This is a genomic window from Flavobacterium granuli (genome assembly GCF_031456055.1).
Classification (GTDB): Bacteria; Bacteroidota; Bacteroidia; order Flavobacteriales; family Flavobacteriaceae; genus Flavobacterium; species Flavobacterium granuli_A.
In genome coordinates, this window is the sequence record NZ_JAVDTX010000005.1 from 62,151 (window position 1) to 76,383 (window position 14,233).

Below are 14,233 nucleotides of genomic sequence, written 5' to 3' on the forward strand. Positions count from 1 at the left end.
GGATTATTAGTTTTTTAATTCATAAATACCACTCAAGGCATTTACGTCATTACGCTCTTTAGCACGCTGTATAGCTAAAATATTGGAAGATTCATTAAATTTTTTGAGGAATAACAACTTGTCCTGCATCTCAAAATAGATAGCATCGATAGCCTCCAATCGCTCATCATCAGACATCCTGAGTTTATTAGCAGTAATTATTGTTGCTAACTCGTCCAAATTCCTGAGACTTTCTTTGAATAAATTATCATAGACCTTTTCAAAATAGGCGATTTCCTGCTCCGTAAAACTCTTACTGCTGACAAACCGCTTCAAAGCGATTTTACTTTCCTTTATCAATAGAATTTGATAATTGATAATATCCCCAACTCTCTTATAGTTTTTGACAGTCGGACTTACCTGCATCAAAGCGTCTAGAAATGTTTTATGCAAATTAAAATTACCCTCGGTCATATCCTTAACGGCTTTGTAACCTCCTGTTAAGATTACGTATCCCTTTTTCATATCAGACAAAATCTCTTTGAATTGAGCCAATTTTTCAACATTTAACAGTAGCTGTTGCATTTCCTGATATTGTGCTGTTACCTTGACAGGTGTCAAGACCATCATAAGAAATACAACTAGTAGTTTTACCTTTTTCATCTTATACTGTTTTACAAACCATGCAAAGCATGAGCCGATTTAACATCATTAATTTCCTTTGTCCTTGACAAAGACAATATTCTTACATCTTTGCAAAAGCTTTGACAAAATGAATAATCATCCATCATCGTCTTATATAAAGTATCAATATGCTCTAACCTTTGATCATCTTTCATTTCAAGTTTAGCATCGGTAGTAACTTCCAAAAGTTCATTTAAGGTAGTATTGCAATTTTCAAGTAACCGATCAAAAGACCGCTCTATATAATCCAGTTCATCCCCATGAAATAAATCATCATTTTGCAATTCTTTCAAAGTCTTTTTGTAGGTTTTAAAAATCTTAATTTGCAAAGCAATAATCTCTCCTACTCTTACATAATTCTTGATCTCTGGATTTACTTTCTTTAAAGAAGTAAAATAATCAGCATGTAAATTGACTTCGCCCTTTTTCACATCTCCTATAAAATTCAAACCTTTCTTGACTACTGCATACCCTCTTTGACCATATTCTATATACACCTTAAGTGCTGCTATCTGTAATAACAACATCTTTTGTTGTTTCCCTTGTGCTTGTAATTCTCCAGTAAGCAGATTGGCTATAAATAGTAATACAATTATCCTTTTCATCTTAATTGCTTTATTTACGGAATACCGTAGAACTTCTTGACAGCATTCACATCGTTACTCGTTTTAGCTCTCTGCAAACTCAACAGTACATTCTGCTTATTGAAAAGAGCCAAGTCATCATAGTTGGAATCGATTTGGTCAGCAGCCGCATCAATGATTTCTAACCTCTTAAGATCACTCATTTGGGTTGTAAAAGAATCCAGTATAAGAAAGATTTGATCTATATTTTTTACGCTTTCTTCCAAAATACCGGAATAGACCCGTTGCATATAATCCAGTTCATCAGCATTAAAATGCTTGTCTTTCTGAAATAAATGCCAAGCTCTTTCGTACTCTTCAATCAGGTTAGCCTGTTTTTGGGTAATATCTTTGATCCGCTGATAATAGGTAATAATTGACTTTACTTTCATCAACTCCTGATAATACTCTTTATAGAGATCACGCTGTTTCTGTGTCCATTCTGAAATCTCATCCAGTTTAAGTTTAGACAAGATATTCTCGATTTTTTTCTGTGCATTTTGCAACCAAATGGTTTTGTTCTGCAATCGCTGTATGCGAAGATCAACAGCTTTAATTGCCGCAATTAGAGCCGCCCTCACAATCTCCACTATTGGAAGACCCACTACGCTTTCAGCTGGTTTCATTGGAACGCTTACCAGAAATAAACACAACATGCAGGTAACCATTTTTGTCTTTGTTTTCATTTTTCCCTTTCATTAAATTCACGTTCTACAAATATTCCCATGTATCGATTCTATTTTGGCACTAAAGCTTGCTCTCGCAAGTCTAAAGCCAGTGCTGCAATTCCCTTCTTTATATCACCACCAAACTTTTTAGAGTATGCATGTACCTTTACTTTCTCGGTCTCTTCTGTAGTATATGCCAGATACTCTTCTAAAGAGACTTCCGTTCTGTAGACCTTGGATAGCATGCCACCAAGTGATATAAAAACCTCTTTGTATTTTTTACCAGGTTCATTGGCTTTATTAACGGAAAGCACTAATGCTTTTTCCTTTTCTGTTAATCCCAGTAATTCTTGGATCACATCAAACTTATTTTGGTATTTACTTTGATCAAGTAATATCTTGCAGTCACTATTGTTAATGATAGCCTGCTTGACTACAGGGGATGAAATGATATCTTCCACCTCTTGTGTCACCACGATGGCCTCTCCAAAGAACTTCCTGACTGTTTTAAATAAATATTTAATATACTCGGCCATTCCTTCCTTGGCAATTGCTTTCCATGCCTCTTCAATTAATATCATTTTCCGAACACCTTTTAGTTTACGCATCTTACTAATGAAAACTTCCATGATTATGATGGTCACTACTGGAAAAAGTATAGGATGATCTTTAATGTTATCCAATTCAAAAACAATGAATCTTTCTTTTAATAGTTCCAGATTTTCAGTTGCATTTAGTAAATAATCAAACTCCCCTCCTTTGTAATAAGGGCGAAGAACATAAAGAAAATTATTGATGTCAAAATCTTTCTCCTTTACTTTATCTCCTTCCAAAATGGGAACAAAATCATCTTTCAAAAATTCATAGAAACTATTAAAACAAGGAAACAGAACTGTATTGGTTTCCAACTTCTCATAATACAATTGCAAGGCATTTGACAAAGCGACATACTCACTGCGATTGAAAGTCTCATTATCTTTTTTCCATAGAGCCAGCAAAAGAGTCTTAATGCTTTCCTTTTTTTCCGTGTCCAAACTGTCTCCCTCTCCAATATAAAATGGATTGAATCTGATCGGATTCTTTTCATCGTATGTAAAGTAATAACCGCCTACCATATCGCATAATCCCTTATAACTATGACCTACATCAACCAAAACAATATGTGTTCCCTGTTCATAGTAGCTCCTTACCATATGATTGGTAAAAAAAGATTTTCCACTCCCTGATGGCCCCAATATGAACTTATTACGATTGGTACAAATTCCCATATTTACAGGTTCATCACTAATATCAACATGAACCGGTTTACCAGTAAGCCGATCGCCCAATCGAATGCCTATAGGACTAAGGGAAGAGCGATATCCCGTCTCCATATTTAAAAAGCAGACAGCTTGCTCAGTAAAAGTGTCAAAAGTATCATTCATAGGAAAGTCTGCTTCATTGCCAGGCATACCCGCCCAATAAATTTGGGCGGCACCTACGGTTTCCTGCTTCGCGACGGAATCCATTTGAGCCAACGCTGACGACACCTTATTTTTGATATCCTTCAGAACTTCTCTATCCTCGGTCCAAGCAAGTACATTAAAATGCGCTTTTATGGGGAGTCGTTGCTGTGAAATGGCTTCATTCAAAAAATCATTAGTAGCATCTCTTGCAATGAGATTCTCTCTACTGTAGGCCGATAGTGATTGCAATCGAAGTCTTTTGCTTTCCAGTTTTTGAATTGTTTTTTGGGCATCATCAATGAATAAATATTGATTGTAGATATGATTACATGATAGCAATTGACCCAATGTTGAAGCGAACCCAATACTGAACTTTGTTTTATCGGTGGAATACCGGTCATAATTTATTCTTGAACCACATAAGGCAGGGAGATCGGCAGCATCCCCCAAGGTAAATAATTGACAATGCTTATTTCCGACCTGCAATCCTTCGTTAAAAGTCACATCTCCAAAAACAAAAGAACTTTCTCTTTCTGATAAAAAGCAATACTGCTCTATAAGTCCAATTTTACGACTTTGACTACGCAAAGCATTATTTCCAAGTCTGCTGAGTTTGACAAAACCACTATCTTCCAAGATCCTTTTAAATTGCCCGGCACTGTCGATAAAATCTTGAAGCAATTGATCCTTTAAAGTTTCTTCTGGCACCGGTGAACTTCTAATCAAATTCGAAAATAACGAACTGGAATTCTTTCTTCCCATCGGCTTTTTGGTAAGCATAATATAACACGAATGGTCCAAAAAAGGTCGTTCATTAAAAAAACGCTCGCTGCTTCTGGTTAAAAAACTACTGTCATCATTGGCGAAATCAGCCTTATATTTACTCTCAATGAACCAATCCTGTTTGTGAAAAACACAAAACTTAGGAAGTATCTTTATAGCCTTAATCCAAGACTGATGAAAAGCCTCATATTCTTGATCCGATAAAGTAAAAATCTCTGGAAGCTCAACTCTAAACACAATTGTTACATCTCCCTGCTTGGACAAAATGCAATCATGCTGCACATCCATAATCGGTAAAATATCATCCATCCTCTTTTCCATCACTTTTACTTTATATCTTTAATTTTATAGCTATCCCATCATAAAAACTCGTCTACTGTACACTTTAATACTTTTTGGAATTTGCTTTTTTGCTAAAGTTTTCATTAAACCATACTCACCATACTTATTACTCATCTGGTAAATTTTCACAATTAATGCTGTCCCCAGGCCCCCTATTAATGCAACACAGATAAAAGAAGGTAAACCCATAATGTACATCATCGCAAAAAGGATCATTAGTACAACTACTCCTCCACCTAAATACCAGATATATTGAGCTTTGAGACCTTTAAATTCAATACTTTGATTAATACCTTTGTTGATTTGATAAACACTGTTACTCATCGTTTCTATTGCGCATTTGCTTTTACTTTTTTAGTTAAAATAGATTTCTATATCATTCTAAACTCCAAAGAAAGATTTGATCACAGTGGCCACCACCACCAAAAAAATACAGCTCCCAAACCAGGCCGCGGCCACTTTTCCAGTATCAGGATCGCCTGCATTCCATTTTTGGTAAACCTTTACTGCGCCAATTAGCCCCAGCAAAGCCCCAACAGCATACATCAGTTCTGTCCCGGCATCAAAGTAACTTCTCACCTTTTGATTCGCTTCATTAATACCCGCCACTCCATCTTGGGCGTGAACAGAAAAATAACATGCAAGCATCATCACTAAACCAAAAAACAATCGCATTTTTCCCTTCCCCAAATTCTTTAATTCCCAATCGCATTTTTTCATAGTACATCATTTTTAAGTTTGAATTTATTTTTGATATAAAGCAGAGGAACACCGCTGTTACGAATCTCTATTTCCTGTCACATTAAGCCATACCGCACCAGAGCAAACAGGGATAGTCCCTCCACTATATTCATTAAATGGTCTCATCCCACAAACCATCCACCTCGGCATAAGTTAAAATTAGCTGTGGGTGCTTTTCACATTCTGAGACCATAAGCGTGTTTATTGTCGAACGAAAAATAGAATCTTTAGCATCCGGATAATCATTAAGGATTAGCTTTAAGTACATTTGAAACTCCTCTTTGGATAAGTTTCTTTCCTTGCTTTCTATGATTGCATTTAGAAGTATGCTTGTTAGTTCGTCTATCACTTTTGAAACTCCAAAAGATTCTGAGAACAATGGAGACGAATCGGAGTGTGACTCAATACAAGATTGTTTTTTCTTTATGCTCCGCATGTTTGGAAAATTCAAATCTCGTTCTCCTGAGACAATTTGTTTGAGTTCCTTATAATAAAAACGAAACCCTAAAAATGTATACCAACCCAATAATAGTACGCCAATTGCTGTACAATAATTACCCCATGAAATATTCGTAAACATAACTTTCTTTATTAATTGTTAATTCTCCTTTCACCTTCTCCATAAAAAAGTGACCATGTGTAATGATTTATTTTACAAGTCAAAGGAACAATTAGAAACCGCTGTCTACAAGTACAACTTTTACCTGTACCCTTTTGTACCCCAATGTTCATCACTAAATACTGATGATTAATACAAGTTATATTTTTGGTTTTAAGAATGTTGTTAGTAGGTTTTAATCTTTTTAATGATCTTCTCTAAGGTCTGAATGGCAATCTCTTTATCTCTTTCTTCTGCATTATAAGATTTACTCCTTACCGATTGATAGGATAGGTCTTTCTTATAGGGAGTTGATAGATGAGGCACAATTGTTTTGAATATTTGACTCATAGATCGGGCTTTTATAATTCTTGATTCATCTGTTGCCCTTAAAATCAAACCCATTTGATCCGTTGACAAAACACACTCTATTTTATTCTCTTCAGATACGGTTGTACTGATTTGTTTTGATGTGAAGTCAGATTTTGTTTCCTGGGTGAATTCCATCCCTCCTTTCAAATAAGCAATTTCATGCTTAAACCAATTATTTAAAACCTCTTTTATATTTTGCTGACTAGGCTCAAACATAATTTTCTCATTTGAGTAAAGTTGACTAAACTCTTTAAAATGCCACAGTAACTTACTTCTTTTTTCTGCAATTGTTTCTTGACTGTTTAAATCATTTGATATTCGAGTAATCAAATAATTAATATATTCTATATTATTGAAATTCAAGCTTATTAACAACACATCAAATGTGCAATAGATACTGGACATACTTTCAGAATAGTTAAGGCCATCCACCAATTTTAAAAGCTCTTTCTGATAGAGAATTTGTCTGTAAGTCACTTTATAACCCCGTTCTTCTTTTACTATTTTATAAAGGATATCCAATACGATTTCCATCACATTGCGATGACACTCATTGGTTATTTTCTTTTTTTTTAGATTATCCAATTTTAACTCTACTTCTTTCTTGGTGACAATAAGATAAGTGATCGGTACTCGTTCATCAAGGCTTAAATAATTTGAGAAACGGGTTTCGACAAAAGAAAGTAGCTCGTCCAAGCTATCAATTATGGTATCGATTGTTCCAGAGAGATCGGAGGCTTGAAATATGCTATTTTTTCGATTTTCGATTACATTATCCAAAAGGAAGGTAAGAGTGGAATGATATTTTCGAACTAAAAGGCGAATCTGTCTTTTCTTTCGTAAAGAGAAAACCTCATTCTTGAGTTGAATCTGAATCTTTTGAGATTCTTTAAAAATATCTTGCGAAATAAGGGATAAATCACTCTCCGAAATAGAATTAACAGTTGTATTTTTTGGATTAAAAGTTTGCAGTATTAAAGAATCTAACCATTCTAAAGGGTATACTTTTATCATCATGCTATTGTTTTAATTTACATGCAACGAAAACTAGCGATTCTTAAATCTTTCGTTCGTATTCGAACGATATTCCGATGGTGTGAAAGAGGTGTGCCTTTTAAAAAAAACACTAAAACTTGAAGCATTACTGAATTCTAATTCTTCAGCAATTATGGCAATAGGGAATTGCGAATCTTCCAGCATACTTTTAGCCTCAGCTATAATAGCTTCCGTTATTAAAATTTTCACAGGTTTGGCTGTTACTTGTTTTACTATTTTATTCAAATGGCCTGAAGTGACGAATAAAGTTCCTGCATAAAAAGACACACTATGCTGTCTTTTACAATGAATAGCCAATACAGTTAGAAACCGAATAGTTAATCTTTCTTTTCTACTGAAATTCAATGAAGTCTCAGAGGTATATTTTGCATAGATAAACCGCAATTCATGCAAAAACAAATTAAAACTGATACGCTGCAGTTCACGTTCTAAGCCATGAATTTTTGCCTCTTTGTTTACGAAATAAATAAGTTTGTAGATAAGGGATAACACTAAAAAATCTTTTTCATCAAGCCTGATTTTTATGGAAGGCTTTGTCGTAAAAAGGTAAAACACATCCACTAATTCTTTTTTAAAACAATTTTGAAATGCGAATTCGGAAGTAAAAGAAACCAAATAAAATTGTAGCTTATCCTGTATTTCCAGTAAAGTACAAAATGAATCTTTAGGAATTACAACCAAATCCTGTGCTGACAAATCCTTGGCAACTTCCCCTAATTGAATTTTAAACTTCCCTGACTTAATCAATAAAATAGAAAAATTATTGATATTAAATGATTCATTACTTTTTGTAGTGATCACATACTTTTTGACAACATGAATGTGCATGCCTTCAATGGGAGTATCTTTTAATTCGATATTTATTAAATCTTTAATCATACTTTCATAAGTTCAATGTAGAGTTCAAATAACTCAAGGCCAAATCATCTATATTTTATCTTTAAAAGTGTATTCCATCAGTGATATAGACAAAAAGTATAAATTTGACAATGAGGTCATAAAAAACAAATAAGCCAATTTCCTTGTACTATCTATTTTTTTTCCACCATCAATAAGATAACCTACTATTTCATCATAGCTAAATAGTACTATGATGAAATAAAGGCTAACAAGATTAAAAATAATCAGCAAGAGGTAAAGAACTACTCGTGGTTTCATTTTACAAAATGGATTATCAGTAATCAAAATATACTGTATTAAACAAACTTTCTAAATAATGCAATCATGGAAACAATGGTAGTCTTATAGGAATTGAAACTTTTTTGGGCTTTTCTATTAGCAACCAAAATTTCCCAATCTCTGTCTTTATGTTCTGAATCAGCATAAAGTGCATATCTTGAAACAGATGATACTGTCAAAATAGTTTCCTTTTCGTTCTCCTCCAACGTGGTACTTTCTATTACACTGGCTTCGTACATTACTATCGCATCGTACACCTCAGAATATTCTTGACCTTGCTGTTCTAATAGGACCTTGATAAAACTGATTAAATCTTCTTTTGCCGCAGCACTCAAAGCACAGCTGTCGATGATTGCCATCAATTGATTCTCAGGGTCATTCATTATCAAACTAACCTGTTCAAGAGTTATGGTTACAAGTCTTTGAGTACTAAGAGCTGAACTAACATAGTTTTTAGATAAAAACTGTATCTGATCTGTCGTTTCTGTAAGAGTCTTTGCCCTAGTGTTTTTTTGGAAATAAATAGTTAGCACGTCATAGTACTCCTTCCCCTTGGCATCAAAAGGGTTGGCTTTATTTTCTGGAATTTTAGAACTAGATTTTAGCGCAACTCCATTAGAATTGCTGTTTTCAGATGGGTTAAAATCTGATTCAGTTGAACAGGAAATTACAAGAAATGTCAAAACGAAGCATAATAGAAATTTTTTCATGATTAATGTTGATTAAATGTGACCGAGACTTATCTCTCAGTTCATTTCACCCGGGTAAGCAGAACTTTTATTTAGCACTTTGCCAAACATTTTGCTTTTGAATTCGAAGCAAATCTATTGCCTCATAAATTCTCCCGCAACACTAAGGATATGGGTTTCCACGATTTTGACTATTGATTTCCACGAAATCCACACCTCATTTTTATAAATAATTACTTATATTTAAATAGTTTGTACTAAATTTGAGTAAGCTTTGATAACATATCCTTCACATAGTCTTCACATTTGGATTATTTAACAGCAAAGTATACTACCCCTCAAACTACCTACGTTATGAACCAAAATTATTTACTTCTGTTATTACTAATAACAATGCAATTCATTACAGCACAAAAAAATGGATGTAAAATACCTGATTCACTCCAAAACAAAGATTTCAATTACCTCGATCAAAGAATTTATGACTTAAGAAAAGATAATTCTAAGACAGCGGTCTACATCGACACTTATATTGCAAAGGCTAAAAAAGAACAAAATTGGAAAGAACTGGTAAATGGATATCAAAATGCTATGCATCAATCAAACGATCGATTAAGATTGATATATTCAGATAGTTTGGTTTTTGCTGCAAAAAAAGCAAATGATAATGCTCTAATTGGATCGTCCTACCTTACCAAAGGTGCAGTGTTTTACAGCCAAAAACAACAAAAACAGGCCTTAGACAATTATATAATTGCCAATAATTATATTTCCAGAACTAATGATGACTACTTAAAATATAAAGTGAAATATTGTATAGCCCAAGTCAAATACTATTTGGGATTTTATGACGAAGCTATTTCATTATTAAAAGAATGTCTAATTTACTTCAAAGCCGACGACTCTAGACCATATTTGAATTCCTTACATTCATTGGGACTTTGTTACAACAAAATTGGAAACTATGGATTATGCACTGAAACAAATAGCATTGGTGTATCTGAAAGCAATAGATTAGACACCAAAGAAATGCTTCCTTATTTCAGGCATTCTGAAGGAATCAATGAATACTTTAAACAAAATTATCAATTAGCAATCAAGAGCATTGAATCTTCACTTGGTGAAATAGCTGAAAATAAAGATTTCGCCAATGAATCAGTAGGTAATTTTTACATAGGTAAGAGTTATTGGGATCTTAAAAAACCAGAGTTGGCACTACCCTATTTTAAAAAGGTGGATCAAGCGTTCAAAGATAAACAGTACATGCGACCAGATCTTAGGGAAGTTTATGAAATACTTATACAATACTTTAAAAAAACAAACGATCTTAAATCTCAATTATATTATATAGATCAATTACTTAAAGCCGATAAAGTCCTAAATGAAACCTTTAAATATCTCGTAAGTAAGATAAACAAAGAATATGACACTAAAGAACTTCTTACTGAAAGAGAAAAAATTAAGGAACAGCTTATTAGAAGAAAATACAATGATGCCATCCTTGTAGCAATTATTATACTACTTTTTATCATCTTGACATTCTTCAGCTATAGACACTTTAAAAACCGTAGTTTATACAAGCAAAAATTTAATGAATTAATGCTGAAAATGAAAGACGAGAAGAAAGCCAAACCAAAACTTGAAAAACCAGAAATATTGGATATCAATGCTGATGCAGTAGCAACTGTTTTACGACAATTGGAAAAGTTTGAGCGGGACAAAAAATTTCTTGAGAAAGATTGGACTTTGGTTAAACTCTCTGCTGCATTTGATTCCAACACCAAATACATCTCCAAAATAATATCTCATTACAGAGATAAAGGTTATACGGAATATATCAACGAACTTAGAATAGAGTATTTAATTTCATTATTAAATGATGACAAAAGAATAAGAAACTATACCAACAAAGCCCTGGCAGAGGAAGCTGGTTTTAGCAGTACACAACGTTTTGCAAATGCTTTTTTAGCAAAAACAGGGATGCCAACCAATTTTTTCATTGAAGCACTAAAAGAAGGACAGCAGTAAGTGTATCAAATATTTACGAAAAGCAGAATGGTTTTTCAAATGCCATAAAATAAAACATCAGTAAATTAAGATAAATTTTAACAACTATTTATTCATATCTCTACAGCAAAATTCTATTTTTGCGACTTAATTTAATACAATACGATTATGAAAGATTTAGTTGCAAAAATCAACGCCGAATTCGAAGCATTCAAAACAGAATCAGAATCACTTATCGAAAAAGGTGTCAAAGCTGCAGGGCCAAGAGCTCGTAAATCAACTTTGGAACTTGAGAAACTTTTAAAAGAATTCAGAAAAGTTTCAGTAGAAGAATCAAAAAAATAAGATTTCAACTAATAGCCCTTTGGATTTTTCAAAGGGCTTTTTTTTTGTCTTCCTCTAAAACATAAGATGCAGTATTCTGTCCCGTTCTGAAATAAATGTACAGGTTTATTCATTAACTTAAAATATATTTTGTAATAAGATTTTTAAGCATTAAAATACTATTTTTTACTGCTGTGACAGTAAATTATATGTAATTTATTGAAAATGGACTAAAAATAGAGATCCAATTAATGTTTTACTGTTATAGCGGTAATTCAAATATTGTTAAATTGTGGTCGTGCTAAGATAAGAGCGTTATGCAAAAAAAATATTGCATGAATTTTCAATAAAAATATATGCAATTAAATAATATTAACTAACTTTGGCTCATGAATAAGTTACAGGAATTAAAAAAACATTTAAAACGAGGAAAAGTATACCGCAGGGCTGATTTATCCAAGTGGTCAAAATCCGTTGACCGTCATTTGGATGAGTTGGTACAGGAAGGTACTTTACAAAAGTTATCTCAAGGGTTATACTATTATCCCGAAGTAACAGTCTTTGGAGAGACACCTCCCGAAGAAGAAGTATTGGTGCGTTCTTTTCTCAAAGACAAACGTTTTCTAGTAACTTCCTTAAATGCTTATAACTCATTGGGCGTAGGAACCACTCAACTATACAACAGTAAAACTGTTTACAATCACAAACGCCATGGGGATTTCGATCTCGGCGGTAAGACATTTTCATTTAGGGTAAAACCTCATTTCCCATTAAAAGCCTCACCCGAATTTTTATTGGTTGACTTGTTAAACAATCTCGACCAATTAGCTGAAGACCCAAAAGAAATAGTGTCAAAAGTGTGTTCCAAAGCAAAAACAATGGATGCTAAAAAACTTAGAAAATCACTTCAGGAATATGGTAGTGCAAAAGCAAAAAGAATGTTGGAATCAGTTTTAGCAGCATAATATGTCTAATTACTTACACAACCACAAAAACTTCCGTGATCTACTCCGCATTGTAGGGGCAGAATTAAATATTGAACCTGGGCTTATCGAAAAAGACTATTGGATTATGCATGTACTATACGGGCTAAAACAGCAAGGGTATCAATTTGAACTCAAAGGAGGTACTTCTCTATCCAAAGGGTATGAAATCATACACCGCTTTTCCGAAGACATCGACATCCATATCAAACCACCGGCTGAAATGGAAATAAATGAAAACCCAAACAACAATAATCCCCGAAATATTCAAAAAAGAAAAGACTTTTATGATGGATTGACAAATGAAATAAAAATAAATGGAATCATTGCTGTAAAAAGAGATGAAGCATTTGACGACCAAAGACAATATCGTAGCGGTGGTATAAGATTACATTATGAAAGTATGACAGAGGTCATTGAAGGAGTAAAAGAAGGAATTTTACTGGAAGTAGGATTTGACACGGTAACACCAAACAATCCGCTAACAATATCGTCTTGGGCATACGAAAAAGCAATACTACAAAAAGTAGACATAATTGACAATCGGGCTGTAGGCATTGCCTGCTATCACATTGGCTACACCTTTGTCGAAAAATTACAAACAATTGCAACCAAATTTAGGCAAGAACAGGAAGACAAAGTAGAAAGGCAAAATTTGATGCGTCAGTATTATGATGTCTACAGCCTGTTAAAAGACGATAAGGTTAAAGCATTCATAGGTACAGAAGAATACCAAAAACACAAAGCAGCTCGCTTTCCACCCAAAGACTACGAAATACCCATTGCTGATAATGAAGCTTTTTCATTAAAGAACAAGGAACTTAGGGAACGATTTATAGAACGATATAAAAAAACTGCAAAATTATATTATAAAAGTCAACCCGACTTTAACGAACTACTTGCTGAAATAGATAAATGGGTTGAAAAATTATAATTTTTAAAATTAAGTTACTCAACTGCAGTGATTTACCAGTATTTAGAATTCATCATTCAAAAAATAAAATAGAATTTTATAGCCCTTTGGATTTTTACAGAGGGCTTTTTTACTTTTCCTCTGCCCTATCATAAAGCTCAATCTTTAGTGTTTTCAGCAAAATTCTTTACTTTTCTTTGACCACTAGTTTCAGGGAATTGATATAATCCGTATCAAATTCTATAACTCTTATTTTGTTGAGCTTAAAACTCATTTCGCCTTCAAACTCTCCTTCAGTTCCCATAAAATCTATCACCAGTTCTTCCTCATTTAGTTCTATGAGTTTACCAAGATAAACGGCTTTATCTGATTTTTTTGCAATCTGAAAAATCTCATATTTGTCGGCTAGAAAATTTATAATTGAAGACAAATCTTTTAACGGAATTATTTCTTCAGCGCTAGTATTCAAACCTTTAAGTTTAATTACTCTTTCTGTGAATTCATGATCCTTGTCTTGAATAATCGACTTTACATTCTTGTTTCTTAATATTGTATAGCCATCAATGATAAAATCAACAGGATTATTTTTCAGTAAAATCCAATCCTCAGTCCAGTCAATAAGAAAACCGCTAAAGATATCTTTCTTATCATCAAATTCTATTGAAATTAATTGTCTTAAGTATTTTTCCATTATGTTTTTTTGTTTTTAGTACACTTTGCTACTAATGGCAGGTTTTCACATCCTAAAAAACTATACCTGTTATTAAATAAATCCTAATATAGTTTATACAAATATAATCCTTAACTTACTATACAACTATTTTTTCATAGTTACTTTTTTTTAATG

Annotated in this window: 15 protein-coding genes; 4 read left to right on the forward strand and 11 right to left on the reverse strand. The window is 33.3% G+C overall.

All coding sequences use genetic code 11. The features are described from left to right. Nucleotides 1-6: 6 nt before the first annotated feature. From J2W95_RS11245 to J2W95_RS11290, 10 genes are all read right to left on the reverse strand, one after another. Nucleotides 7-642 carry a TerB family tellurite resistance protein gene (locus tag J2W95_RS11245; protein ID WP_310006991.1) on the reverse strand — a complete coding sequence of 212 codons (636 nt, stop codon included), beginning with the start codon at nt 640-642 and terminating at the stop codon, nt 7-9. Between the two features lie 11 nt (nt 643-653). Further along, nucleotides 654-1,268: a hypothetical protein gene (locus J2W95_RS11250; RefSeq protein ID WP_310006993.1), complete on the reverse strand. Its 615-nt coding sequence runs from the start codon at nt 1,266-1,268 to the stop codon at nt 654-656. Nucleotides 1,269-1,282: 14 nt separating this feature from the next. Continuing rightward, nucleotides 1,283-1,972: a conjugal transfer protein TraI gene (locus J2W95_RS11255; RefSeq protein ID WP_310006996.1), complete on the reverse strand. Its 690-nt coding sequence runs from the start codon at nt 1,970-1,972 to the stop codon at nt 1,283-1,285. A gap of 50 nt (nt 1,973-2,022) precedes the next feature. Beyond that, complete coding sequence (locus J2W95_RS11260) at nt 2,023-4,503, reverse strand: TraG family conjugative transposon ATPase (protein ID WP_310006998.1); 2,481 nt, start codon at nt 4,501-4,503, stop codon at nt 2,023-2,025. A 30-nt stretch (nt 4,504-4,533) separates the two neighbouring features. Further along, complete coding sequence (locus J2W95_RS11265; RefSeq protein WP_310007000.1) at nt 4,534-4,848, reverse strand: DUF4133 domain-containing protein; 315 nt, start codon at nt 4,846-4,848, stop codon at nt 4,534-4,536. A gap of 57 nt (nt 4,849-4,905) precedes the next feature. Further along, nucleotides 4,906-5,175: a DUF4134 domain-containing protein gene (locus tag J2W95_RS11270; protein ID WP_409025129.1), complete on the reverse strand. Its 270-nt coding sequence runs from the start codon at nt 5,173-5,175 to the stop codon at nt 4,906-4,908. Between the two features lie 202 nt (nt 5,176-5,377). Then, nucleotides 5,378-5,845 carry a hypothetical protein gene (locus tag J2W95_RS11275; RefSeq protein WP_310007001.1) on the reverse strand — a complete coding sequence of 156 codons (468 nt, stop codon included), beginning with the start codon at nt 5,843-5,845 and terminating at the stop codon, nt 5,378-5,380. A gap of 204 nt (nt 5,846-6,049) precedes the next feature. Next, nucleotides 6,050-7,249: a hypothetical protein gene (locus J2W95_RS11280; protein WP_310007003.1), complete on the reverse strand. Its 1,200-nt coding sequence runs from the start codon at nt 7,247-7,249 to the stop codon at nt 6,050-6,052. A 33-nt stretch (nt 7,250-7,282) separates the two neighbouring features. Beyond that, the gene (locus tag J2W95_RS11285; protein ID WP_310007005.1) at nt 7,283-8,170 is read right to left on the reverse strand and encodes a helix-turn-helix domain-containing protein; all 888 of its coding nucleotides are present in this window, start codon (nt 8,168-8,170) and stop codon (nt 7,283-7,285) included. Between the two features lie 317 nt (nt 8,171-8,487). Next, nucleotides 8,488-9,180 (reverse strand): hypothetical protein, encoded by a 693-nt coding sequence (locus J2W95_RS11290; protein WP_310007007.1) that lies wholly within the window; start codon nt 9,178-9,180, stop codon nt 8,488-8,490. A 333-nt stretch (nt 9,181-9,513) separates the two neighbouring features. Here J2W95_RS11290 and J2W95_RS11295 point away from each other — a divergent pair, with 333 nt between their 5' ends. From J2W95_RS11295 to J2W95_RS11310, 4 genes are all read left to right on the forward strand, one after another. Continuing rightward, complete coding sequence (locus J2W95_RS11295; RefSeq protein WP_310007009.1) at nt 9,514-11,187, forward strand: AraC family transcriptional regulator; 1,674 nt, start codon at nt 9,514-9,516, stop codon at nt 11,185-11,187. Nucleotides 11,188-11,334: 147 nt separating this feature from the next. Continuing rightward, a complete protein-coding gene (locus tag J2W95_RS11300) occupies nt 11,335-11,511 on the forward strand; it encodes a histone H1 (protein ID WP_310007011.1) in 177 nt (58 codons plus the stop codon). A gap of 368 nt (nt 11,512-11,879) precedes the next feature. Next, nucleotides 11,880-12,455, forward strand: a complete 576-nt coding sequence (locus J2W95_RS11305; protein ID WP_310007014.1) for a DUF6088 family protein — start codon at nt 11,880-11,882, stop codon at nt 12,453-12,455. Between the two features lies 1 nt (nt 12,456). Beyond that, on the forward strand, nt 12,457-13,407 hold the full coding sequence (locus tag J2W95_RS11310) for a nucleotidyl transferase AbiEii/AbiGii toxin family protein (protein ID WP_310007015.1): 951 nt from the start codon (nt 12,457-12,459) through the stop codon (nt 13,405-13,407). A 166-nt stretch (nt 13,408-13,573) separates the two neighbouring features. On the opposite strand, the gene J2W95_RS11315 is transcribed toward J2W95_RS11310, so the two are convergent. Continuing rightward, complete coding sequence (locus tag J2W95_RS11315; protein ID WP_310007017.1) at nt 13,574-14,077, reverse strand: hypothetical protein; 504 nt, start codon at nt 14,075-14,077, stop codon at nt 13,574-13,576. Nucleotides 14,078-14,233: the final 156 nt, after the last annotated feature.

Coding starts and splice junctions, on each gene's coding strand:
- J2W95_RS11300 (WP_310007011.1), top strand. CDS start 11,335: ATGAAAGATTTAGTTGCAAAAATCAACGCCGAATTCGAAGCATTCAAA.
- J2W95_RS11315 (WP_310007017.1), bottom strand. CDS start 14,077: ATGGAAAAATACTTAAGACAATTAATTTCAATAGAATTTGATGATAAG.
- J2W95_RS11305 (WP_310007014.1), top strand. CDS start 11,880: ATGAATAAGTTACAGGAATTAAAAAAACATTTAAAACGAGGAAAAGTA.
- J2W95_RS11275 (WP_310007001.1), bottom strand. CDS start 5,845: ATGTTTACGAATATTTCATGGGGTAATTATTGTACAGCAATTGGCGTA.
- J2W95_RS11310 (WP_310007015.1), top strand. CDS start 12,457: ATGTCTAATTACTTACACAACCACAAAAACTTCCGTGATCTACTCCGC.
- J2W95_RS11280 (WP_310007003.1), bottom strand. CDS start 7,249: ATGATAAAAGTATACCCTTTAGAATGGTTAGATTCTTTAATACTGCAA.
- J2W95_RS11290 (WP_310007007.1), bottom strand. CDS start 9,180: ATGAAAAAATTTCTATTATGCTTCGTTTTGACATTTCTTGTAATTTCC.
- J2W95_RS11295 (WP_310007009.1), top strand. CDS start 9,514: ATGAACCAAAATTATTTACTTCTGTTATTACTAATAACAATGCAATTC.
- J2W95_RS11255 (WP_310006996.1), bottom strand. CDS start 1,972: ATGAAAACAAAGACAAAAATGGTTACCTGCATGTTGTGTTTATTTCTG.
- J2W95_RS11270 (WP_409025129.1), bottom strand. CDS start 5,175: ATGATGCTTGCATGTTATTTTTCTGTTCACGCCCAAGATGGAGTGGCG.
- J2W95_RS11285 (WP_310007005.1), bottom strand. CDS start 8,170: ATGATTAAAGATTTAATAAATATCGAATTAAAAGATACTCCCATTGAA.
- J2W95_RS11250 (WP_310006993.1), bottom strand. CDS start 1,268: ATGAAAAGGATAATTGTATTACTATTTATAGCCAATCTGCTTACTGGA.
- J2W95_RS11265 (WP_310007000.1), bottom strand. CDS start 4,848: ATGAGTAACAGTGTTTATCAAATCAACAAAGGTATTAATCAAAGTATT.
- J2W95_RS11260 (WP_310006998.1), bottom strand. CDS start 4,503: ATGGAAAAGAGGATGGATGATATTTTACCGATTATGGATGTGCAGCAT.
- J2W95_RS11245 (WP_310006991.1), bottom strand. CDS start 642: ATGAAAAAGGTAAAACTACTAGTTGTATTTCTTATGATGGTCTTGACA.